13 protein-coding genes are annotated in these 23,532 nt (G+C 35.3%); 1 reads left to right on the top strand and 12 read right to left on the bottom strand.

The features are described 5' to 3' along the window. Nucleotides 1–23: 23 nt before the first annotated feature. The 12 genes from AAC084_RS07925 to AAC084_RS07870 all read right to left on the bottom strand — a co-directional run bounded on the left by AAC084_RS07925 (nt 24) and on the right by AAC084_RS07870 (nt 19,590). Nucleotides 24–1,466, bottom strand: coding sequence for a sulfatase (locus AAC084_RS07925; RefSeq protein WP_339839205.1), 1,443 nt, complete (start codon nt 1,464–1,466; stop codon nt 24–26). A gap of 51 nt (nt 1,467–1,517) precedes the next feature. After that, entirely contained in the window at nt 1,518–2,975 is a 1,458-nt protein-coding gene (locus AAC084_RS07920) for a sulfatase-like hydrolase/transferase (protein WP_339839203.1), read from the bottom strand. Between the two features lie 9 nt (nt 2,976–2,984). Continuing rightward, complete coding sequence (locus AAC084_RS07915) at nt 2,985–4,460, bottom strand: sulfatase-like hydrolase/transferase (RefSeq protein ID WP_339839201.1); 1,476 nt, start codon at nt 4,458–4,460, stop codon at nt 2,985–2,987. Nucleotides 4,461–4,463: 3 nt separating this feature from the next. Continuing rightward, entirely contained in the window at nt 4,464–7,274 is a 2,811-nt protein-coding gene (locus AAC084_RS07910; protein ID WP_339839197.1) for a six-hairpin glycosidase, read from the bottom strand. Continuing rightward, nucleotides 7,275–9,176: a heparinase II/III family protein gene (locus AAC084_RS07905; protein WP_339839195.1), complete on the bottom strand. Its 1,902-nt coding sequence runs from the start codon at nt 9,174–9,176 to the stop codon at nt 7,275–7,277. It lies immediately after the preceding gene. A 294-nt stretch (nt 9,177–9,470) separates the two neighbouring features. Then, nucleotides 9,471–10,505 (bottom strand): GDSL-type esterase/lipase family protein, encoded by a 1,035-nt coding sequence (locus tag AAC084_RS07900; protein WP_339839192.1) that lies wholly within the window; start codon nt 10,503–10,505, stop codon nt 9,471–9,473. 120 nt (nt 10,506–10,625) lie between these two features. Then, nucleotides 10,626–11,984, bottom strand: coding sequence for an alpha-L-fucosidase (locus tag AAC084_RS07895; RefSeq protein WP_339839188.1), 1,359 nt, complete (start codon nt 11,982–11,984; stop codon nt 10,626–10,628). A gap of 340 nt (nt 11,985–12,324) precedes the next feature. Then, nucleotides 12,325–13,224: an alpha/beta hydrolase gene (locus AAC084_RS07890; RefSeq protein WP_339839185.1), complete on the bottom strand. Its 900-nt coding sequence runs from the start codon at nt 13,222–13,224 to the stop codon at nt 12,325–12,327. After that, nucleotides 13,214–16,018, bottom strand: coding sequence for a heparinase II/III family protein (locus AAC084_RS07885; protein WP_339839182.1), 2,805 nt, complete (start codon nt 16,016–16,018; stop codon nt 13,214–13,216). Before AAC084_RS07885 ends, AAC084_RS07890 begins: the two co-directional genes overlap by 11 nt. A gap of 29 nt (nt 16,019–16,047) precedes the next feature. Continuing rightward, a complete protein-coding gene (locus tag AAC084_RS07880; protein ID WP_339839180.1) occupies nt 16,048–16,872 on the bottom strand; it encodes an alpha/beta hydrolase family protein in 825 nt (274 codons plus the stop codon). A gap of 7 nt (nt 16,873–16,879) precedes the next feature. Continuing rightward, the gene (locus AAC084_RS07875) at nt 16,880–18,208 is read right to left on the bottom strand and encodes a sugar porter family MFS transporter (RefSeq protein ID WP_339839177.1); all 1,329 of its coding nucleotides are present in this window, start codon (nt 18,206–18,208) and stop codon (nt 16,880–16,882) included. Nucleotides 18,209–18,354: 146 nt separating this feature from the next. Then, nucleotides 18,355–19,590 carry a glycoside hydrolase family 88 protein gene (locus AAC084_RS07870; RefSeq protein ID WP_339839175.1) on the bottom strand — a complete coding sequence of 412 codons (1,236 nt, stop codon included), beginning with the start codon at nt 19,588–19,590 and terminating at the stop codon, nt 18,355–18,357. Nucleotides 19,591–20,281: 691 nt separating this feature from the next. Here AAC084_RS07870 and AAC084_RS07865 point away from each other — a divergent pair. Continuing rightward, complete coding sequence (locus AAC084_RS07865) at nt 20,282–23,524, top strand: TonB-dependent receptor (protein WP_339839172.1); 3,243 nt, start codon at nt 20,282–20,284, stop codon at nt 23,522–23,524. Nucleotides 23,525–23,532: the final 8 nt, after the last annotated feature.

Genomic DNA, 23,532 nt, shown 5'->3' with positions numbered 1-23,532 from the left:
AGTGATTTATGCTACACTTTTGTTTATTTTTTTGAAAATATAAATGCCTTATCTGCCGTTTTACTCAATAGTAAAGTTCTTAGCTGTTGGATAATTTTAGGATTACGTTCTGCAATATTCAATTGTTCTGCCAATGGAGTCTGGTGATCATACAATTCTACCGCACCATTTTTATGCTGTGTAAACCTGTATTGATCAGTTCTAATTGTGGTAGCATCTGAAATAAAAGCTACAGCTTCATGCCCTTGCGTATCTGCATTGTCTAATAATGGTTTTAAGGAAATACCTTCTGTAAAATTTGGTATTGGCAGAGTAGTCATATCGCATAAAGTAGGAAACACATCTACCGATTCAACAATGGCATTACTCATTTGCCCTTTGTTATCCATACTAGGGTCGTATATAATTAACGGTGACCTCAGCGACTCTTCAAACAAGCTATGCTTTCCCCAAATGGCGTGTTCTCCCAGATGCCAACCATGGTCACCCCAAAGTACTATTATGGTGTTTTTATCGGCACCGGTTTTCTTTAGCTTTTGAATAATATCTCCCACATGCTTATCAGCATAGCTTACACATGCTGCATAGTACTTTTTGAGCTCTAGCTCGAATTTCTTGTCCTCACGTGGGTCTTTATCCCATCGGTTATAATTCATAAATTCTCCTGAGCCGTGCCATGTAGTCTTTCCTTTAGGTTTTTCGGAATGTAGCGCTGGGGGAATTTGTATATTTTCATACCGGTCTAAATACTTTTTTGGAACTCCGAATGGTAAATGTGGTTTTATAAGTCCAATTGCTAAAAAGAAAGGTTTGTCCCCTTTTGCCAGTTCCCCTAATTGTCTCAGACCTTCTTCGGCGATATGACCATCAGGATAGCTATTGTCATTTCCGTCAACAACCTCTATAATATTCCTATTATCTGGTGTTCTCACCTTCCCGTATGCCAGCCCATGCATTGCGCCTTTTGGACTCTCCCATTCGGCAACAGGCATTATATGTTTATCCCATGCATTTGGCATTTCTAAAATATTGCTATCATTCCAATTGTCACCACCTTTTCCCCCCGGATGGTGGGATACTTTACCTACCGATACTGTTGTATAACCATTATTGCGGAACCATTCTGGCATACTGGGTGCTATACTCACATTTTCATCATTTACGCCTTCTGCTCTTTTGAATAAAGATTGATTGGATTCTCCTCTATATTCCAATCCATATTGTCCTGTTAGAAAAGCATATCGTGAAGGTCCACAGCTGGGTGCGTTTACATAATGCCTATTAAAGCCTCGTCCTCTTGCATTAAGACTATCAATATTTGGAGAATGAATATAATTAGCTCCAAATGAATTTAATTCAGGTCTTAGGTCATCAACAAAAATAATCAGTACATTTTTTTTCTGTGCAAACGATAAATTTCCACCACATACCAAGGCAATAAAAATGGTTATTAAGGATTTACACATTGATTATAATTTTACTTTTTTGAACCGTATGTTTTATTTCTACCAATCTACTTACTCTGACTTCTGCCATACATGGCTGCCTTCTAAAAGTGCACTATATTCTTTTTCTAGAAGCTTTTTCATTTCAGAAAACAATTCTGGCTTTTGGTCTACAAGGCTTACAGTTTCAGCTTGATCTTCCATTAAGTTATATAATTCAAAGTCTGTTAATTGACTTGACTTCACCAATGTTTCATTGCCTTCGTAAACATTCATTATCTGAGGCAAATATTCGCCTTTGTTCTTGAGACGTGCCAATATCTTATAATCTCCATGACGCATTACAACCTTGTGCTCGTTAAGGGCATTATAGAAACCCCATAATAATGGTTTAGATCTTTTAAACTCTCCTGTTTGCAATAATGGAAGAAAAGACTCACCATCTAATTCTCTATTAGGTAATTGTGCTCCGGTAATTTCTGCAAGTGTCGGTAAAAAATCTAAAGCTGATACTACGGCATCCGTTGTTCCAGTGAACATTGGTTTTCCTATCCAATTTACAATTCCTGGTACGCGAATACCAGCTTCGGTTGTCCAAAGTTTTCTTCCCTTTAATCCTCCTGTTTGACCAAAGGTTCGTTTAGCACCAGGGTAGCGCGTAAATGTTTCCGGACCATTGTCCGAAGTAAAAATTACAATCGTATTATCATCTCCATTTTCTTCAATGAATTTTAGTAACCTACCAACAGCTTTATCTACATTGGCAACATTGGCAAAAAATTCTGCTTCTGCCAGTCCGTTGGAATATGGTAAATATTGATCAACCAAATTTTTTGGGGAAGCTACTGGCTCATGCGGTTCATGAAAAGTTACTTGAAGATAAAAAGGGTTATCCCCTTTTTTGTCTTTTAACCAATTAATAGCTTCATCTACAACAATCTGGCAACTAAATCCATCAATTTCCCCGACTTTTTCGCCATTTCTTACAAAATTAGCCGGATTTTCATGTGTTGGTCTTGCGTTGTTATGTGTTGCAAACCAGTGGTCAAATCCAAAATAATCTGGTTGTGGTTGTGCTGGATTATTAAACAAAGAGCTACAGTGCCATTTGCCTACCAATGCGGTTTCATAACCTACCGTTTTTAACATTGCAGGTAATGTTTCCTCCCCTTTTTGCAAATGAACCTGATTACGTAAATCCTCACTTTTTTTAGGACTCGGAATAAAATCATATACTCCGGCTCTATTTGGACTACGCCCAGTAAGCAACCCTACACGGGAAGGTGAACATACCGGCGCTGCAGAATAAAAATTCGTCATTTTTATTCCGGTTTCGGCAAGCTTATCTATGTTTGGCGTTTTTATAAATGGATGTCCATAAGAGGATAAATCCCCATACCCTAAATCATCACATAGAAATATAATGATATTAGGCTGCTCGGTTGTTTTCGCCTGTTGCGCAAAGCCATTTATTACGTTCAAAAAAAGAATCGTGAAAATTGATACTCTAAGTATATTCCTTTCTTTCATAATGTATTCTTATTCTGTTTGTTGATTCCACAATCTAAATGGATCCTCATAGGTTTCCATTTCTTCTAAAAGCAACTCCTCCATTTCTGCCAGCTTATCCGCGTACTTTGGGTTTTCAGCTAGATCATTAAGCATTTCTGAAGATTGACCATGTTGAGATATGTATTCATTTGGGTTTTCGGCTACATTGAACAATTGAGTTTCTTGCACCTTCCCGTCCAACACATCATACTTGATCAACTTCCAATCTCCTTTTTTAACTGTACGGATACCTGGAGTAGAGCCACCTGCATAAACACCATACATTACCTCTCTCAAACTTTCTTGTTCACCCATTAACACAGGCTTAAAGCTTTTGCCCTGCACAGTTTCAGGAATCTCTATACCAGCAAGATCACAAAGTGTAGGTAATACATCAGACAAGTAAATATTTCCTTTTACACGCTGATTTGCTTTTATTCCCGGACCTTTAACTATTAATGGTACTCTCCATGAATGCTCGTACAAATTCTGCTTGCCCATTAAGCCGTGGCGTCCTACAGCAATACCGTGATCAGATGTATAAATAACATAAGTATTATCCAATTCGCCCATTGCCTCTAGCTTACTCAAAACTTTGTTTAGCTGAGTATCTATATTTTCTGAACAGGCATACTCTCTGCCTAACTCGTTTCTTACCGTATTTTCATCTCTATTTTTCCAGACTCCACTTACATTTTCTTCATCACGTAATTCTAAGTGACCATGATGAAAAGGGTGTTTATTTAAATAATTATCCGGTAATGGCGGTTGCTTTTCATTAGCTGGCGGAAGACTATATTTATCGGTATGGTTTGTTGCTCCATATTTCTCCAATAATTCTGGAGTACCGTTTCTAATATCATGCGGATGAGAAAATCCGAAGTAAATAAAGAACGGATTTTCTTCTTTGACAGCACTTCTATCATCTAAATAAGAAAGCACTTGTTCTGCATGCCATGCGCTACCTGATTCTTCTGTTCCGCCCCTTTTTGTAGCATCTTTAACAACTGTAAACTGTTTATTTGCTGCAGGATACGAATTACCAACCTTACACGTACGCATGGTATTATACCCTGCCCTATTAAAGACAGCGCCTATAGTATTATCTTCTAAGTTTTCTGGTGCCGTAGGGTTCACATAACCTTGCATAGATGGTAAGCTCCAAACCGTTCTGCCACTCATAATCATATGCCTAGACGGTGTACAGACCGCACCCACCATAGCTCCCATATGTCTTGCGCTTTCTACTACCATACCATCATTAGCCAACTTGGCAATTGTTGGTGCATCTAAGGTTGAAGTGGAATCATAAAATTTGAAGTCGAACGGCGATTGGTCATCAACTAATACAAATAAAAAGTTGGGACGCTTTTGTTCTTTTGGTTCTTCTATTTTCTTATCCTGTTTGCAACTAAATAATGCTAACACTATCAAACTACCTAGAAATATGTTTTTTTTTCTCATGATTTAGTTTATTGAAATTATCCTTAGATCACCTACTTTAAATTCTTGTTCTTTATTATTCTGGGTTATGGTCACCGCAACCTCGTTATGTAACCATAATTCGCCATTTTTTTCCTTTAGTACTATATTCCCTAATTCATTAGCCGAAACACTAAATCCTTTAGCAGAAACTTCCTTACCATTTCCTATAAATATCACCCAATCTCCGTTCTTTTCATTGGCAACTAGCGTATAAGTAGCATCGCTAGACATCTCTTTATAGTTTACTTTTTGATGATTAGCCGATGAAAAAACGAAATCTTCACGACCTGACTTATGTGTAATGTTTAGCCCAACAAATTCAGTATTACCGTTGTTGTCATCAAAGCTTGAAATAGCTGCTATACTTTTTCCTTCTGCGGAAGTGAAGGGTTCGTAAACCGATACAAAAGGTTTTTCCCATGCAGCTCCGTGCTGTCTTGCCGCGAAGGTTAAATAAGGCTCCTTATCAACTTTGTATGGTATACCATGGTTTCCTCTAAATGCTTTGTTAGGTGGTGATTTTATGGAAAAAACCTCACGCCCCTCAGTGCCCTTCATCCATAGATTCATAAATACATCATCTTCCCCTTCGGGCATATCAATCTTCCATTCTGCTTGGTAGTCCTCTTCTAACTTAACCGATTTTTTATCCCACATATAATCCAATGCATATAGATGACCACCTGCAAATGCCATTTCTTCACTAGGCATTAATTTTAACGGTTTACCATCGGTATTCATTATACTCATAGTTTGACCTAAATTATGATAGTAATAATCATGAAATTTATCTCCTGCTCGTTGTTTCTTCGAGCGGAAAACATCTATATAGTACCCTGTTGTTTCACCTGTTTTTACGATACTTACTAAACGAGATTGATCACTACGGGTTTCCGGTTCCAAAAAGTAAACATCTGAATAGGTGATATCTGAATAAAAACCTTCTTTCTGTTCTGATTTAGGGTATTCGTCCAAAACATCAAAAGCATGGTAACTCAACATTTCGGTGTACGATGAAGCTCCATCTACCATAACTGTATTATGTGCAGGAAACTGAGAGTAGTATTCCAAATAAATTGGCTCAAGATAATTGGCGCCCTTACCTGGGTCTGCACCTTGAACAAAGCCTTTTCCGTACAATTCCATATTTATACCATTGGCATGCATATGGTTACCTAAAGAGCCGTTTAAAGAGACCATCATACCATCTTTACCGGTTCCCATACGCTGTACATGCCAACTTACATTTGGGGCATTAAAGGTTTGTGTGATGTAATCCTTTAGTTCATGCTTTTTATATTTTTGATTCAATTCCAACGGTTTGCTTGCGAAAAAAGAAGAGATACTCTTTGACTTTGTACCTCTATCTTTCCCCGACTGTACTGCATCATCTGCAAATAAGCGGTATAAGCCGGTAAATTCATTTTCTAAATCATCGTCCCCATTCTTTTGAGCAATCCTGATCATATCTCCTATTGCTTCTGTACTTATTGGTCCATAGTAAGAATCGCCAAATGCAACTATTTGATTATTAGGAAACAGGTACTGTGGCATCATTTTCACAGCCTTGCTCATCACTGGAGTGTACGGCAGAATGTTGTGATCAAAAGTATTGTCAAAGTCTCTAATGAAATGGGTAAGACTACTAGTTACACCAAGGGAATAGCTTGGGCATTCATTCCAAACCCCATTGCTTTTATCATAACCGTAATCTATAAACTTAGATAACGACCATTGCCTTGCCGAGGTAACGTTTAATATGTAATTGATGTAATACTCGCGTCCTTTTTTATCTTCATAATTTTCATCGTCTTGCAAGACCATTGCCGCTTTTAATATGATGTTTGCTTGATGAAGGTTCCAATTGTTTTGAGGCACTCCGTTTTTAATCACTTGATCTGTCCATCTTTTAATGGTCTTATCATACATCGCTATATTTTCCGGATGATTTGCTTCTATATATCCATGTAAAAAATCATACAAAATGGATACCTCTCTTAAAGCTCTTTCATGTATCACTTGAAAATGTGTGAAACCTACAAGGGTTTGTATATGACCATTCAATAAATCTATAGGTTCGCTACGGTAAGACATACCCTCCATATAGGTGTGGAAAATATCATATGCGAATTTCGAAAAACGTTCATCATTTTCTAACCAGTACAGAAATGCCGCATCTCTAGCAAGACCAATTATATCTTCATTAATAGAAACAATTATATTTCCCGTTTTAGAAGGCTCTGCCCACTCGAATGGATGCCCTTCTTTTGTTTTATTCGGCAAATACAATCCTCTAGGGTCATCCATATAGGGTTTTATATCTTCTAATTTAGGTTTACCGTAAGGTGTAGCAGAATTACGCGAACCTGTAAACCTAACAGTAGGTACAGGTGCTTCTCCATCTGCATGGGAATAATCCACACCATTTACATATACATTTGTTGCTTTGGTTTTCCAATACATCTGTAAACGGGAAACCATCCATTCAGAATCTGAAACGTGGCGTTCCACATGATTATCAACTTTGTCATGAAGACCTTCTAAAACTTCTTTTGCCCAAGCTTCTTTTTTTATGGTTTTCTGTAAATCCTTTTTTTCTGAATTGGTGATATATATCCTCGGATATCCTTGCTCCAAATTTTCTGGCAATGGTATTTCTGAAGTGTTTTGAGCGAACATATTAATAGTAAACAAACAGAAAAAAACTACAAAACTGAATGTTCTAGTAATAATCCCTGAATTAATGTTAGTTCTTGTAACCATCTTAGTCTCTAGGTGTATATTTTTAATCATTTATAATGGTGTATACGTAATCGTTAACTTCCCTTTTTTAATTTGTTTATCAGCATCAATTCCTATTCTATAAGCAGGTGCGCCTTCCCTTAAATGCTTAACAGGAACAACTTCATCCTTTATTTTAAAAGTAAAACCTTCACTCTTAATTTCTGCTTCTACTTTGCGATTCTCAGATTTTAGAATAACAGTAGTATCATCTATAACTTCATAAGTGTTCAGTGTCATTATAGAGGAACCAAAACTAACTGGTTCCGTTGCAATAAACTGATCTTCAATTGTGATACTACCCAAACCAGATTTATCATTTGTTATGGTTCTGGTCAAAGTCTGTAGCATAGATAATTCGTAAGCTGGTAAAATATTCATTACCACCTTGTCCTTATGCTCTGTAAATTCCGTTTCGGTAATGGTGCCTTTAAACTCAATACCATTAGATTGTAATTTATCATTAATCATTGGCACAGGATGACCCCATGAACTTCTGGCTTTATTATCTGGTGAAAATGCGCCCGCTCTGTAAGATGGCGCTCCTATATCACCGGTTATCATATCGGTATTTAAGAAAATTTCATAAGTACCTACATCACTATGATTATGGTTCTCTGCGTTATGACCAGCCTTTACTGCTATGGAGAATGGTGTTTCTTGTTTTCCTCTGGATATCACCATACCAAATTCATTAAAATAGGTATGATCAGGCATTTCGGAAATCATACTATTATTGCTGACTTCAAACATTTTAGGATGTTGCCAAGCTATTAATTGTTCAGCAGCTTCCTCCATTCTAATTTCAGTGGGCATCATAGCTCCGTAGTAATTTGCAGATAAAACATTGGCAAAGTTGCTCCCTTTACTTGAGATTGAAGAAACCCCATCAGCAAAAGGCGCACAGGTTCCGTTCTGAATTTCAAAGCTTTGAGGAAAGTTCCCCACATTCTTCATTTTCTCCGCATTATTGAATGCGAACAAATCAATTCTTCCTTCTGTATAATCGTATAAAATTTGAGCCAAATACAAATAATGACCAAAGCCATATCCCCAATACCCTAAACCTTCTGAACAGTACCCATCTTCTCCAAACCCACTTAAGTAATGATTCATACTATTTAAAGCGGAACCAACTACTGCAAGTCTATCATCATAACTTTTAGAGTTTGTTATGGTCGCTAAAATGGCTCCACTGGTACAAACAGAGTTCCAGTTACTGGTACTTTTAATCCATTTGTTATTCTCGTCTAAATATTTTGTACTATGTAAATAGGAATCTGTAATTCGTTTTTGAAGTTGCCCGTTAATTTCTTCCTTTAATTCCTTTGGTAATTTATCTTCTAATAGATAATTAGCCAATGCCAATACAGACCCAAACTTACGTGCCCCTAAATCTATTGAAACTCGCCTACCTTCTAACACACCATTATTTTCATCATCGTGATTTGGATGTAACCACGACTTCATGTTCAATATGGCATTGCTATAGGTTTCTATTTGAGTTAAAAACCTCCCTTGGCCCTCCAAACATTCTGCTAAAATAAAATGTTCTAAACGATCCATAGTCCTGTAATACCGTGGTTTATAAATACCTCTATTACCTTCCCTATTCGCTAATCTATAAATGCTATCTGAAATAGGAACTTCTGGTTTTTTATCCAATAACGCATTCGCTTTTATCAGATAATCCTTTCCTGATTTGGTTTGCCCAATATTGTTCCAATACGCTCTATCTGAAATCTTGGGAGCGGGTTGAAATGCTTCTTTAGGCATCACCTTTTTAAGCATTTCTATTTGTTCAGAAGATGGGTAGATGGTATCGCTATCTGCAAGTTTTAGATAAATCGACATATCTAAATATGCAGAAGAAGTTTGCCCTATAATATTTTGGTTGAGAACAAGTATCGCCATAAAGCAATATATAAATTGAAGTGTTTTTTTCATCATATAGAATTAAGTATTGTCCCATGTCTAAGAAGACAAACTATAATATTGTCGATGGTTTTAATAAAAAAGCCAAGAATCAATCGCATTACAATGTTATCGGTTCTTGGCTAAATAGGATATAATATAGTGTGCAGCTCGTATAAATTATGTTCCAATACCAAGTATATAGCATTAAAACACTCATTTTATATACCATTGCTGCTCATTTATCATTTTCAGTAAGTTGTATACCTCAATTGTTTTTATACCCTATTACTATTATTTTTTCTTTAGGGCTTTAGTGATAGCTTCTTTTACCAATGGTTCCATTAACAAGTATCCTCGCTCATTGGGGTGAACCGTGTCTCTGCCTAATTCTTTTTTCAACCCTTTTTCTTTATTAACCATAGGCGTATAATAATCTAGATAAAGGACATTATTTTCACTAGCATATACTTTAATGAGTTTATTTAATTCAATAATTTTATCTGCTGGTTCTACAGAAGGACTCCAAGAATAGCTTGACGCTGGTAATACAGAAGCTAAAACAACTTTTATCTTATTTGCCTTGGCTAACTCTACCATTGAAAAAATATTTCCAGCAATGCGCTTAATGCCTATAGCTCCTCTATTACCGGCAATATCATTTGTACCGGCTGAGATAACTACTACTTTTGGCTTTAACTCGATAACATCTGGTCTAAACCTTAAAAGCATTTGTGCACTTGTTTGACCACTAATACCTCTATTTACATAAGATGGATTAGCTTCAAAAAATTGACCGTGATCTCTAGTCCAATTGTCTGTTATAGAATTACCTATAAACACTACTCTTTGTTCTTTTTTGGCAGGAGCTTTTAATTGGGTATTTGCCTGCCTATAACGGTTTAGGTTTGCCCAATCTTCAGTAGGTGTTAATACAATTTTCACAATAGTGGCGATTTCATTTGGCGCTTCATTAGGTAAAAAAACAATTAAATTACCATCGGTTAATTGCGTTTTTAATTTTTTCTCCCCATAATCTAAGTAAGCTGTTCTTACTTTCATATCCCTATCGATAATCAGCTTTCCATCAGATGGCCAATCATACACATGGGCATATACAATATCATCCTTTTTGGTATATATACCCCAATTGGGTTTTTCAAATGGATTCTCTAAAGTATCATTAAAAGCTTCTTCATTTACCTTTTTCCATTCGGTGAGCTTTTCATTGTCTGACTTTTGGGCTTCTATATTTTCCTGAGAATAAATAGTACTTAGGTTTACTATTGCAAATGCTATAATCAGTATTAATTTGTTCACTATTTTCATTTTCAATATTTTCAATATTTTCAAATTGTTTCACTATCAAAAAAACATTATGGTTCGCCGAAAGGTTACCACAATGTTTTTAAGACTTATACAATCACATTAATTTACCTAGAAAACGCTCTATTTAGCCAATTCTATTTTAACAACAGAAACAGTAGCATCTGGAGCTTGCATCGGCACATCTATTAATACCTCTCTAGAGGTTGCTAATACTTTTAATTCTGTATTAGAATTTGCTAATAAAGTTGCTTTTTTTACTTTTAAATCTTTGTGAAGCTTTAATTTCCCATCTTCTGGCCAGTCAAAAACATGGGCATAAATAACTCCGTCTTTGGTCGTATATCTACCCCATTCTGGCATATCGAACGGACTTGCTTTAGCGCCATAAACTGACTCGCCATTAACATCGGTCCACTCACCTATCGCCTTTAATCTTCTTATACTTTGTGCCGGAAATCTACCAAAACCATCTGGACCAATATTCAATAAAAAGTTTCCTCCTTTAGAAACGATATCCACTAGCTTTTGTATTAAGTCTTCGCTGCTTTTCCATTTAGTGTCGTCTGGCTTATAACCCCAAGTACCGTTCATGGTCATACATGCCTCCCAATCTTCGGCTATACCAGTTGCAGGTATTTCTTGCTCTGGTGTACCAAAATCACCGGCAAAATTCCCTTCCATATCCATGCCTTCCATTCCTTTTCTTCCTTTATCCACACGGTTATTTATAATAGTATTAGGTTGCATTTCTCTAATGAAACTATACATTTCCTTACCCATTTCTGATGTATAATCGGCAATCCAATCCCCATCGAACCAAACAACATCAATATCTCCGTAATTGGTCAATAACTCTTTAACCTGTGGTTTTAGATAGTTTTTATAATATTGAGGAAATTCAGGATTTACTACACTTTGGTCTTTTTGACCTGCATTATAATTAGGGAATAAATTACCCTGTGCCTGTGGATGATGCCAATCTACAATGGAGTGATAAACTCCAAATTTTATTCCTTGCTTTCTTGAAGCTTCCGCTAATTCTCTAATAATATCACGTTTGAAAGGAGCGGCATCCATAATATCATAATCTGATACTTGTGAATCCCAAAGGGCAAAACCATCATGGTGTTTTGATGTTATTACAATATATTTCATACCTGCATCTTTAGCCATCTTCACCCAGTCATCTGCATTGAATAATTCTGGATTGAACATTGCCGGAAACTTCTCGTAATCCTCAATGGTATAATCCAATTTATCCATTGCCCATTCTGCACCACCGCCAGCTATTTTTTCTCCTCTTTCTCCGCCTATTATAGAGTATACACCCCAGTGAATGAACATACCGAATTTGGCATCGCGCCACCACTCCATTCGATCATCATCTGATAATTGTACCGCTTTCTTAGTTTGGGCACACCCCATATTCAAACTTGCAATTAGCACAAGTACTGATAGTGTTTTTGTTAGTTTATTCATTTCGTTGTTATTTACTTAGCTTGATTTATATTTTGTTTTAATAGATAGTATTTTCTCAACTTGATTGCGCATTACCACTACTTCTGGTTTTTCTTCTTTTTGAAGATTTTGGTCGATGATAAAAAAGTAATTTACATTTTTAAGTGACCTGCCGCTGCCATAGGTATTACAACACCTTTTTTTAATCCGTTGTTTTCCACTGCCGGACTTTTGTTCCAAATCCCAAGAACTATCACGCCGGATTTACAAATAGTGCCATTGACTTATTTTCCGATACACCTGAAAACATCAGAAACATCATTAACGAAATGAGTATACATTTATTCATAAATATGCCCTATTATAAAGTGGGTTCACCTTTTATATAACCCAGTGATGATAAAAATTTATCAACCTCACGTGTTGTTATCATATAATACTCATCTGTGTCTACCCTTATATTAAAAAAGCCATGACCTTGACCCTCATAAATTAGCACTTCACATCTACTACCAACGGCATCCATTCTTGCCTTATAATCATCCGCTACAGAAACCGGAATTAAATGGTCTTTATCGCCCAGAATAAACATTGTTGGCGGTGCTCCTTTCTTAATATTATGAATGGGAGAAATGGTCAAGTACGCTTCGCCCATTCTTTCGTGTTGAAATCCACCAGGTCCAGGACCATTATCAACTACAGAATTATACAATACCAAGGCGCTTACCTTTGTGTTGATCGAAACATCGTCTGTACTTTCATTAACACCTGGCAATAATGCTACCGCCGCAGCTAAATGACCACCTGCAGATCCACCTGAGGCTACCATTTTCTTTTTATCTATATGTAATTCTTTTGCATGTGCTTTTAAATATCTTATAGCCGATTTAGCATCTTTCACAGATTCATATGGTGTAGAACCATGTCTACTTTTTACCCTATAATCTACTAATACGGTAACCATACCACGAGATGCAAAATACCCTGCTTGATCTCTAAATTGGTCAACTGTACCGCCGTTCCATCCACCACCGTAGTAAAAAACAATTGTTGGGTACTTTTTGTTCTTCTTTAAATTGTCAGGAAAATAAAGTTCCATTTTTAGGGTATCGGCATCAACAATCTTATAGATTAGTTCCTTTACCTCTTTTCCTGGAATAATGCTGCTAAACTTTTTTTGCCCATATACAGAGACGCATAGAAACATAACCAATAAGAACATGTTCCACTTTGTGAAATAGTTTTGTTTTCTATTCTTCATTTTTAATGTCTCTAATTTTAACTATTGCTTTTGTATAACCTTTAGATAATCTAAATTCTAATTGCTTATCATTTGTCCAACTTTTCAAGCCTTTTCTAGTGTCAATTAATTTTTCACCTTCATAGACGAATAATATGGCTTCTTTGCCTACTTCTGGTTGTGGTATATTGAAAACTATAGGGTTGTTGTTTTGTATTGTGATTTCTTCTTTGGTAATTTCAAATGAGACCGTAACCGGTTCACCTGATGCCAAAACACCCCAATTGTCCTGTTCAAATTTGTACATACCCGATAGAAAAATGAAAGAAGGATTATTCTTTTTATTTCTTACAATAGACAAAAATCCATTTTGATATAAGCCGTCTTCCTGTAAAATAGCTCCATCAGAATCGTTTACAGCAAACCTATCTTTAGTAACACCATCTGCAAATGTTACCTCTACAAATTGTGTGCTTGCATTTTGTTCCGATTTTGAAAACTGAACATTGAATATTGGGTTAGACCCGTCTTTTGGAGTAGGATTATACACCATCGCAAATGGATTTTTCCATGCTTCTGCATTACGTTGCACAATTAAAGTTGGTAAAGGTTTATCTACCAAAAAATTTGGTGCCGTACCACTGGTAATAGCTTTAGATTTTGGTGCCATTGCTGTATACACCGATTGATCAGCACTACCCTTAACCCAAACTTCCATTAGGTTTGCAGAAGTTTCTCCATTATTAAAGTTGAAATTTGCAGTGAAATCTTTTGTTGTTTCAACCTTCTTTTTTTCCTTTAAGTAATCATAAGCTGTTAAGTCTCCCTGATGACTGCCTAAATCATTAGTGCTTTCTAAAGCTAAAGTGTTTTGATTGATTTCTAATGTTAGCTCTGTACCAAGATTATGGTAAAAATAGTCATGTCGCTGTACTCCTTCATTTTGTTTTTTAGACCTAAAAATATCCAATACATAACCTTGACCAGACGGTCCTAAAATAGTAGATGTAAACCGTTGTTGCTTGGCTTTTGTTTTAGGTTCTAAAAATGAAACATTTGAAAAAGTAACTTTCTCGAAAGTAGAAGATTCACCTGATAATGGAAAACTATTTTCCAAACTAAATGCATGATAACTGCGCATAGCTTCATAATCTGAAATACCATCTACTACTACCGTATTATGGGCAGGCATTCTAGAATAGTATTGCCTATGATCATCATGCCAATAACTAGAACCCTTACCCATATCTGGACCTAGAACATAGCCATTTGCATATAATTCAATTGACACTCCATTTGCATGTGTATGGTTACCGTAAGAGCCGGTTGTAGCCACCATCATAGCATTTTCACCACTACCCAATCTTTGGTTAAACCAACTAACGTTTGGAGCGTAAAATGTAGGTGTTGTCAATTGTATTTCTGACTCATTATTAGCCTTATCGACGTCTAGAGAATCAACATAGAAGAATAATTGAAAAAGGTCTTTTGCCTTTCTTTCATAATCCCCATCTGCGATCATTTCATTTAGCAAACTAGATATAACTTGTAATTTATCTTTCTGACTGTATTTATTGTAATTGGTAATCAATAATTCAAAGTTTTCTGCTGGCAGTTTTTTGTGGTTCGAATCGCCGAAACCTATGGTATATCCTGACGGAAAAAGATATTGAAATGATGATAAGGCTGCTTTCTCAACTACAGGAAAATTTGATAGTTCATTGATATTGGTAGCATTATCTAAAAGGGTAATGATATTTAAAAGAGTGGTAATAACATGAACCGAATATGAAGCAGATTCTGGCCATATTCCGTTTGCTTGATCATATACCAATAAAGATTCTTTAAGAGAGGTTTGTCTATCAGTTGATGTATTAAACGTATGATCTAAAAAATATTCTCTGCCCTTTCCGTTTTTATAGTTTTTATTTGGCTCTAAGACCAGTGCTACGTAGGTAAGAAACCTTGCTTGAAAAAAATTCCAATTATTATTAGGTATGCCGTTTTTTATAATTTGATCTCCCCATTTTTGAAACACAGCTTCACTTTGGGATATATCTAGTTTATTATCCTTAAAATGGTCATATAAAAAGTCATAGGTTGTTACTAGATTGACCAATACTTTTTCATGGATTACCTCAAAAGTTGCTAAGCCAGAAATATACTGTTGATTTGAATTACTTAAATCTATTGGTGCATTTCTATGATACATTCCTTCTACATAGGTCATATAAACAGGTGTAGCAAAATCTGCATAAACCTTATCGCCAGTAACCCAATATAGAAACGCGGCATCTTCTACCAGTGCCATAACCTTACGATTAATACCTTCTATTGTATGACCTGCTTCTTTTGGATGAACCCATTCTTTTTTACCTGTTTTTTTGTGCTCTAAATATAAACCTCTAGGGTCATCTAAATAAGGCTCAACGGTTTCTAAAGAAGGTGTTTTATATTCTGTAGCCCAATCTCTTGTTCCTGAAAAACGAACCGTGGGTACAGGAGCACTACCTTCTGAATGCGAAAAATCTCCTTCTTTTAAAAAGACTTTATCATGCTTGGTCTTCCAATTCATTTGTAATCTAGAAACCAACCATTCAGGATTTTTTTGCCACAGCTGAATATACTTTTGTAATCGTTCTTTTTTCTCCTCTATCAATTCCTTTTTCCATTCTACAGCTTCAATGGATTCTAAGAAGGACGCTTTTTTCTGGTCTGTTATATAAATTCTAGGGTGTATTGTCTCTTGAGCAAGAACTGTTGAACCGCTAATTATTGTAACCAATAACAATAGATAAAATCTTTTGTTTTTCAATATTTGAGATTGTAAATTCACTATTCCTATTATTCTGATTTGTTGAAGAAATCATTAAAAAACAACAATTGATACTTAATAGAATTTCTCCAATAATCGGTATTATGCTTACCAGGTCTTTCCGTGTAATCATGCGGAATTTTTCTTTCTATTAATTTCTCATGCAATCTCTTATTATCCGGATAGAAGAAATCTTCTGTTCCGCAATCTATCTGAAAGGTTAACTTTTTATCGCTAATTAGATGTATTAAATTGATGACACTATTTTCCTCCCAATACTCTGGATGCTCAGTTATACTTCCCAAACGTTTTTGTATTTCCCATCGTAAACCATACGGTCTTAAATCAACACCTCCGCTCATACTAGCCGCAGCACCCCAAATATCCGTATGTCTAAAAGCCAAGTATAATGCACCATGCCCACCCATGCTTAAACCAGAAATTGCTCTACCTTTTGCCTCTTTAACGGTATTATACTTTTTATCGACAGTGGCAATGAGTTCTTTTGAAACATAAGTTTCATACTTATAAGTAGAGTCTATTGGGCTATCTAAGTACCAACTCGTTCTTTCACCATCAGGACATACAATTATAACATTATAAAAATCTGAGTATTCCTTTAATTTAGGTGCTACTTTTAACCACGTTTTATAATCTCCACCTGCACCATGCAATAAATAAACAACTGAATAGGCGCTATCTTTTTTTGCATACCCTTCTGGCGTAATAACTACATTTTTAATGTCCTTATTCATTGCATTACTATGCACAATTAGTGTATCTACATCTCCTGCGAAAACAAAAATGGTGACATGAAAAAATAGAAATATTAAGCTCAATACTTTCTTACTCATATTATAATTATTTATTATTCAACATTAATTCCTCTAACTCTTCAAGAGTTTTGCCTTTTGTTTCCGGCATCATAAAAGCTACAAAAAGTAATTGCAAAACCATCATTGCAGCAAAAAAGAGAAATACCACTCCTGCCCCTATTGTGGGGTGACTAAATAAATAAGGAATTAATGACGGAATTAAAGCCGCTAATATCCAATGCGTTGTACTACCGAATGATTGACCCGATGCCCTTAAGTGATTAGGGAATATTTCAGAGATAAATACCCAGATTACAGCCCCTTGACCAATGGCATGAGCTGCTATAAAAAGGAATAAAAAAATGGGAACTGCCATACCTGTCCAATTTAGAAAGAAAGCCGTTGCAACCAAACTCAATGAAATAATGTAGCCAACAGACCCAAAATACATTAGGGTTTTTCTCCCTAATTTATCTATTAAAAAGACTCCTAAAAGTGTAAAAACTAAATTTGTAACTCCAATTCCAATACTACTTAAAAGTGCCGTACTTTCCCCCAATCCTGCTTCTTCAAAAATTCTTGGTGCATAATACAAAAAGGCGTTTATTCCTGAAAATTGATTAAAAAAAGCAATTAAAAAGGCTAAAGTTAGCGGAAAACGGTATTTTTTGATGAAAATGGTTTCTGATGTATCTGGTTTTTTATCTCCTCCGTCAATAGCTTTAAGCTGTTGTTCAACATCAATATCCGGGTTTATTATTGCCAATACTTTCTTAGCTTCTTCTATTCTATTTTTTGACAATAACCATCTTGGACTTTTGGGTATCTTTAACGCGAAAAGTATATATAATACAGCAGGTATCGCTTCCACACCCAACATCCAGCGCCAATCGTTTTCACCACTACCACTCAATAAATAATTAGATAGAAATGCTATTAAAATACCAAAAACGATATTGAATTGATACATAGCCACTAACTTTCCTCGTTCGTTCGCTGGTGAAATTTCAGAAATATAAGCGGGTGCCGCAATGGTAGAAGCTCCTACCCCTATACCACCAATAAATCTAAAAAGTGCAAAAATATAAGGGTCGTTCGCCAATGCCGAACCTATGGCTGAAAATGCGAATAGCACTCCAATAGCTATTAAGGTATTTTTTCTACCATAAGTATTGGTAGGCTTACCTCCAAAGATAGCACCAACTACCGTACCCCATAGCGCCATACCCATAACCACCCAACCATGAAAAGAATCTGATGATAGCCATAATTCTTGTAATTTCTTATCAGCGCCCGAAATAACGACTACATCAAAACCAAATAGAAATCCTGCTAATGCAGCGGTTATAGACCATAAAAGTATTTTTTTATTCATGTTTAAGTTGATCTTGTTTGAGTTAAAAATGCCTTAAAACATCGGAGCCTATTATCATTAATAATATATTGACCTACAGTGTTTTGTAGGCAAAACATCACTATAAAACTCAAAGTATTTTAGAAACGTAATCTTAAAATTTTAATTTAAGATTTAGTTAATTCAGATGAATTTTCTTCATCCATTTTCTGTAATCTTAATAATGCTTCCATATAATAATAATCAGCATATATAATAGGTATATCAATTTCTGATTCATGAGGTAAATGCCCTGTTGAATGTAGTAAAAGTGCCTGATTGGTATCTCCACTATAATATGGTGCCTCTGATAATAAATTTATCATTCTTCTTGCAGCCTTCATGTATTTTTTAGATTGTTCTTCGCTTGCTACATACTTCGATAATTCTAACAATCCACACGCGGCTATAGCAGCTGCAGAAGCATCTTTTGGAACATTAGGAATATTTACATCATCAAAATCCCAATATGGAATACCATCTTCTGGCAGTCTATTTAAATAATGTTCAGAAACTTTTATGGCCGTATCTAAAAACTCCTTTCTATGAGTTTCCCTATAAGCAACACTAAAACCATATATACCCCACGCTTGACCCCTAGCCCACATAGATTCATCTGCATACCCTTGATGCGTTTGCCCTTTTAAAAATTCGCCCGTAGTTTCATCAAAAGAACCTACATGATATATAGCACTATCTTTTCTAACTAAATATTTCATAGTTACCAAGGCATGGCTTTCTGCTATATCATATAATTCTTTTTTACCGCCATTTTTTGCTGCCCAAAACAAAAGTTCTAGGTTCATCATATTATCTATTATAGTATTATGTCTAAACTGGGTTTGTGATGGCCATGATAATATAGAACCTACTTTAGGATTATAAAGAGTAGCTAAAGTGTCTGCAGCTGCCAATAGAACATTCTTATATTCTTCATTCTTGGTTAACCTATACCCATTACCAAAACTGGTATATAGCATAAAACCAATGTCATGGTTTTCTGCCGGACTATAAGCTATGCCTTTCAGAGGCTCTGTAAATTTTTCTGCCTGTAATCTAAGCTGTTCATCACCTGAAGCTTCATATCCATACCAGATAACGCCAGGCCAAAAACCACTGCACCAATCTTTTACACCTACCAATTCCCAATTAGTTTGCTCCTTAGGAATATTTCTTGCAAACCCTTGGTCTGGTGTTAATTCCTTTAGCGTCTCTTTGGTTTTTTCTACGTTTTGCGATAATATCTTTTCGATATTAACTGTACTCTCCTCTTTATTATCGGTACAATTAGTTAATGCTACAGCGAATAGTAATAGGAATAATCGATTCATATTTTTCTTAATAATTAGGCAAGTTGATGCCATAGTTTGTAAATGTTTAATTCAGTAAAATGATTTGGAAAGGAAAATTTCACTGATGAAATTGCTGATGAATTACTGTCAAACAAGTTTATTAAGAATGTCTTTTGAAGGAGATAAACTATCATTCAAACACTATAAAATAGTGTCCAAATCAACTAAAAATTAACACGAATATTTGGTTTACAATGATACCGCCTCCTTTTTCCTTAAAAAATCAAATCTGAACCACATAAATTAAAAATTTAGCTTTCACTGGTATGAAGGTTAATACTGAGGATATTCATTTTAGTAAGGATACAAACTCTATTCAGGTGAACGCATATTATAACAACACTAATGAATAATATATAAAACCCTTAATAACAGATTATTAAACGCCATATCTAATAAAACTAAATAGGTAATCATATAATAGGAATAGAAAATATATTAAATAATATAGCTGATACTATAAAATTAAAGACTCGTCAAATTAATGTTAAAAAAGTACCTATCAACTAAAAAAAAGGGGTTCAATAAATGAATTTACCGCTAGTAATAGCAAAAAGAAATATAATTTATAACCATTGAGTAATAATTTATAATCGATTGTGTCAATTATAATTAACATTGGCTTAACAATTAACAACATGATATTTTATGTATCAGGAAACTCATTAATCAACATCAATTAACTAATTAAATTAACAATCTTATGATTAAACTAAACAAACTATCTAAATGGAAATTGCGGACCATGATACCTTTATTGGTAGGGTTTGCAATTTTGTTTGCAGATCAGGCATATGCAATCACGACCAGCACATCACTTAAAAGTGAAGCACCTCTTTTAAAAGTGAAACAACAATCTACAATTACAGGTTCAGTAATTAGTAGTGATGACGGCATGGGGCTACCAGGTGTTACTATTATTGTAAAGGGAACTACTATAGGAGCCCAAACAGATTTTGATGGTAATTATTCAATATCAGTACCATCATCGAATAGTGTTCTTGTATTTTCTTATATAGGTTTTACAAAACAGGAACTGCCTATAGGTACAAACAGTGTTATTAATATAACATTAGAACCTGATACAACTGCCTTAGAAGAAGTAGTAGTTGTAGGGTATGGTACTGCCAGAAAAGAAACTCTAACAGGTGCCGTAGAACAAGTTAAGGCAGAGGCTTTTGAAGATTTGGCCGTAGGTAGTCCTGCATTAGCACTTCAAGGTAGAACTCCTGGTTTGGTAGTCACCCGTACCTCATCAAGACCTGGTGATGAAGATGTTAATTTCCTTATTAGAGGAGCTTCTTCAATTAATGGTATAGAACCTCTAATTGTTATTGATGGTATCCCTTCAATAAATTCTTCATCATTTAATGACATGAATCCAAATGATATTGAAAGCATAAGCGTATTAAAAGGTGGGTCTGCATCTGTATATGGTTCGCGTGCAGCTGGTGGTGTCATTTTAGTTACAACAAAAAAAGGAAAAGGAAAGATTTCAATAGACATCAGTACCGTTTCCAGAGTTGGTACTATAGGTATACGCCCACCGACACCTACAATGTCACAATATGGTCAATTATATGCTGCAGCAGCTCGTGAAGATATAGCTTCTGGAAAACCACCTAGATATTTCTTTTGGAACAATCTTGAAACTGTAGATCGAATTGCTTCTGGTGATGAAGGCTATTATGATTTACCTATAAATGGAAACATTTGGTTGGGTAATGCGCCAAGATTTGATGAAATGTTCGGTAATTCTTATTCTAGCCAACATAATATTAGTTTATCTGGAGGTACAGAAAAAAGTAATTTCCGTATTTCTGCAGGGTATGATAACAATGTTGGTGGACTAAAGGTTGCAGATGATAGTTCTGATAGATATAATTTTTCCATGAACTATGGTGTAGATATTAGCGATAGACTAAATATAAATACAAATGTTACATATTATAATAATAACTTTTCAGGACCCTCTGGAGGTTTAGGTAGAGAAGCAGCAACATGGGATGCTCCTCTTTTTCCAACCTATAATGCAGACGGACAATACTATGCAAACTTTGGAGGTGACCTTATTACAGGTGACAGAAATGGTGTTGCACAAGTAATAGATGGTGGCCGTGAGAATAAAACCGTTGAACAGTTTAAAATATCTGCCTTAGCGACATATAAATTAACCGACCATTTAGATTTTAGTGGTTCTTACGCTATTAGTCGACAAAATAGTGAATATCAAACATACAATGTATCGGTACCACTGTATAGTTGGGGAGGTGGTTTTTCAAATAATATAAATAATACGACATCTATTCAAGAAGGAACTGGTCCTGATAAAAATGATGGTAATATTACCTATAAGAATTACAAAGGTGCTTTTAATTATTCAAATCAGTTTGGCGATCATAACCTATCTGGACTTTTAGCAATAGAGGCTGAAAAAAATGAAGTCAACGAATATAACATTAAAAGAAATGGCTTTGTTGATTACGGGGTTTATGATATCAATATAGGAGCCACGGATCAATTAGTAACAACTTCTGGCGGTGGAACTTCTTGGGGATTCTTTGGTTATATTGGTCGTATAAACTATGATTACAAAAATAAGTACTTATTAGAAGTACAAGGAAGACGAGATGGTTCATCAAGATTTTCTGAAGGTTCAAAATGGTCAAATTACGGTAGTATTTCTGGTGGTTGGGTCATTAGCTCTGAAAACTTCCTTAAAGAAAGTAACCTTATTACATTTTTGAAATTAAGAGGTGGTTATGGTGAATTAGGTAGTACATCTGGCATTGGTGATTTTGGTTATTTATCTACTGTTAATTTTGGTACTACTGTATTCGGAGTAACAAATGCAGGACAACAAGCAACCTCTAGAGCAAGTAGCTTATTTAGTAACAGCACTACTTGGGAAAGAATTGTTAACAAAGAAATCGGCGTTGATTTTAGATTGTTCAACAGTAAAGTATTCGGTTCTTTTGACCTTTATCAAAAAGATAATGTTGGTATGTTGGTTAGAGGTATTGAAACAGATGTATTGGGTACCTCAACTCCGTTTACCAATATTGGTACTTTAGAGACTAACGGATGGGAAGCCGTGTTAGGTTATCAAGGTAAAATAGGTGAAGTAGATTTTACAGTAAGTGCGAATATGAGTGATTCTAGAAACGAAATCACTGAATATGATGGTGCTCAAACTATTTTTGAAAACCTTAATGCTGCTGAAGATTCTAGAAACATTTTAAATAGACCAATAAACTCATTCTTCTTATGGGAAACAGATGGTTATTTTGATTCTCAAGCCGAAGTTGACTCTTATTATGCTAGCTTAAACGAAGGTGGAATTTTACCTTCTCAAAGCTCTAACGATGCTTTGCGTCCAGGTGATATGAAAGTAATAGATTCTAACGGAGATGGCACCCTTGACAACGAAGACTTAACGTATAGTGGTGATGCTGCACAACATTATGTTTACGGATTTAATTTTGATGTAAAATATAAGAATTTTGATATCAGTGCATTTTTTCAAGGCGCTCTTGATCATAATATTTATAGAACCGGATATTTTGCACAACCTTTTCAAGCGGAATGGCAAAACCAATCTAACACATGGTTGGGCAGAACATGGACAGAAGATAATAGAAATGCGGAGTTTCCAAGGTTAACTACACAAAGAGGTTTATCTGCATGGAACTATAGGAGTAAAGATCACATCTTACAGAACAATAAATATATGAGATTAAAGTCTCTAATTATAGGATATAATTTTAAGGATTTACAGATAGGAAATACACCCATCGATAACTTACGTATCTATTTTTCAGGAAATGATCTGTTTGAGTTAACAAGTGTAAAAGATGGTTATGACCCTGAATTTCAAGCGAGTTCTAATAATAGTGCCTATCCATTTATGCGTACTTGGGCATTGGGCTTAAAAGTATCTCTTTAAGACAAATA

Origin of the sequence: uncultured Maribacter sp., from assembly GCF_963977385.1 — a bacterium.
GTDB lineage: Bacteria > Bacteroidota > Bacteroidia > Flavobacteriales > Flavobacteriaceae > Maribacter.
The sequence above is the reverse complement of the archived record's forward strand: the minus strand, read 5'-3'. Positions and strand labels throughout refer to the sequence as shown.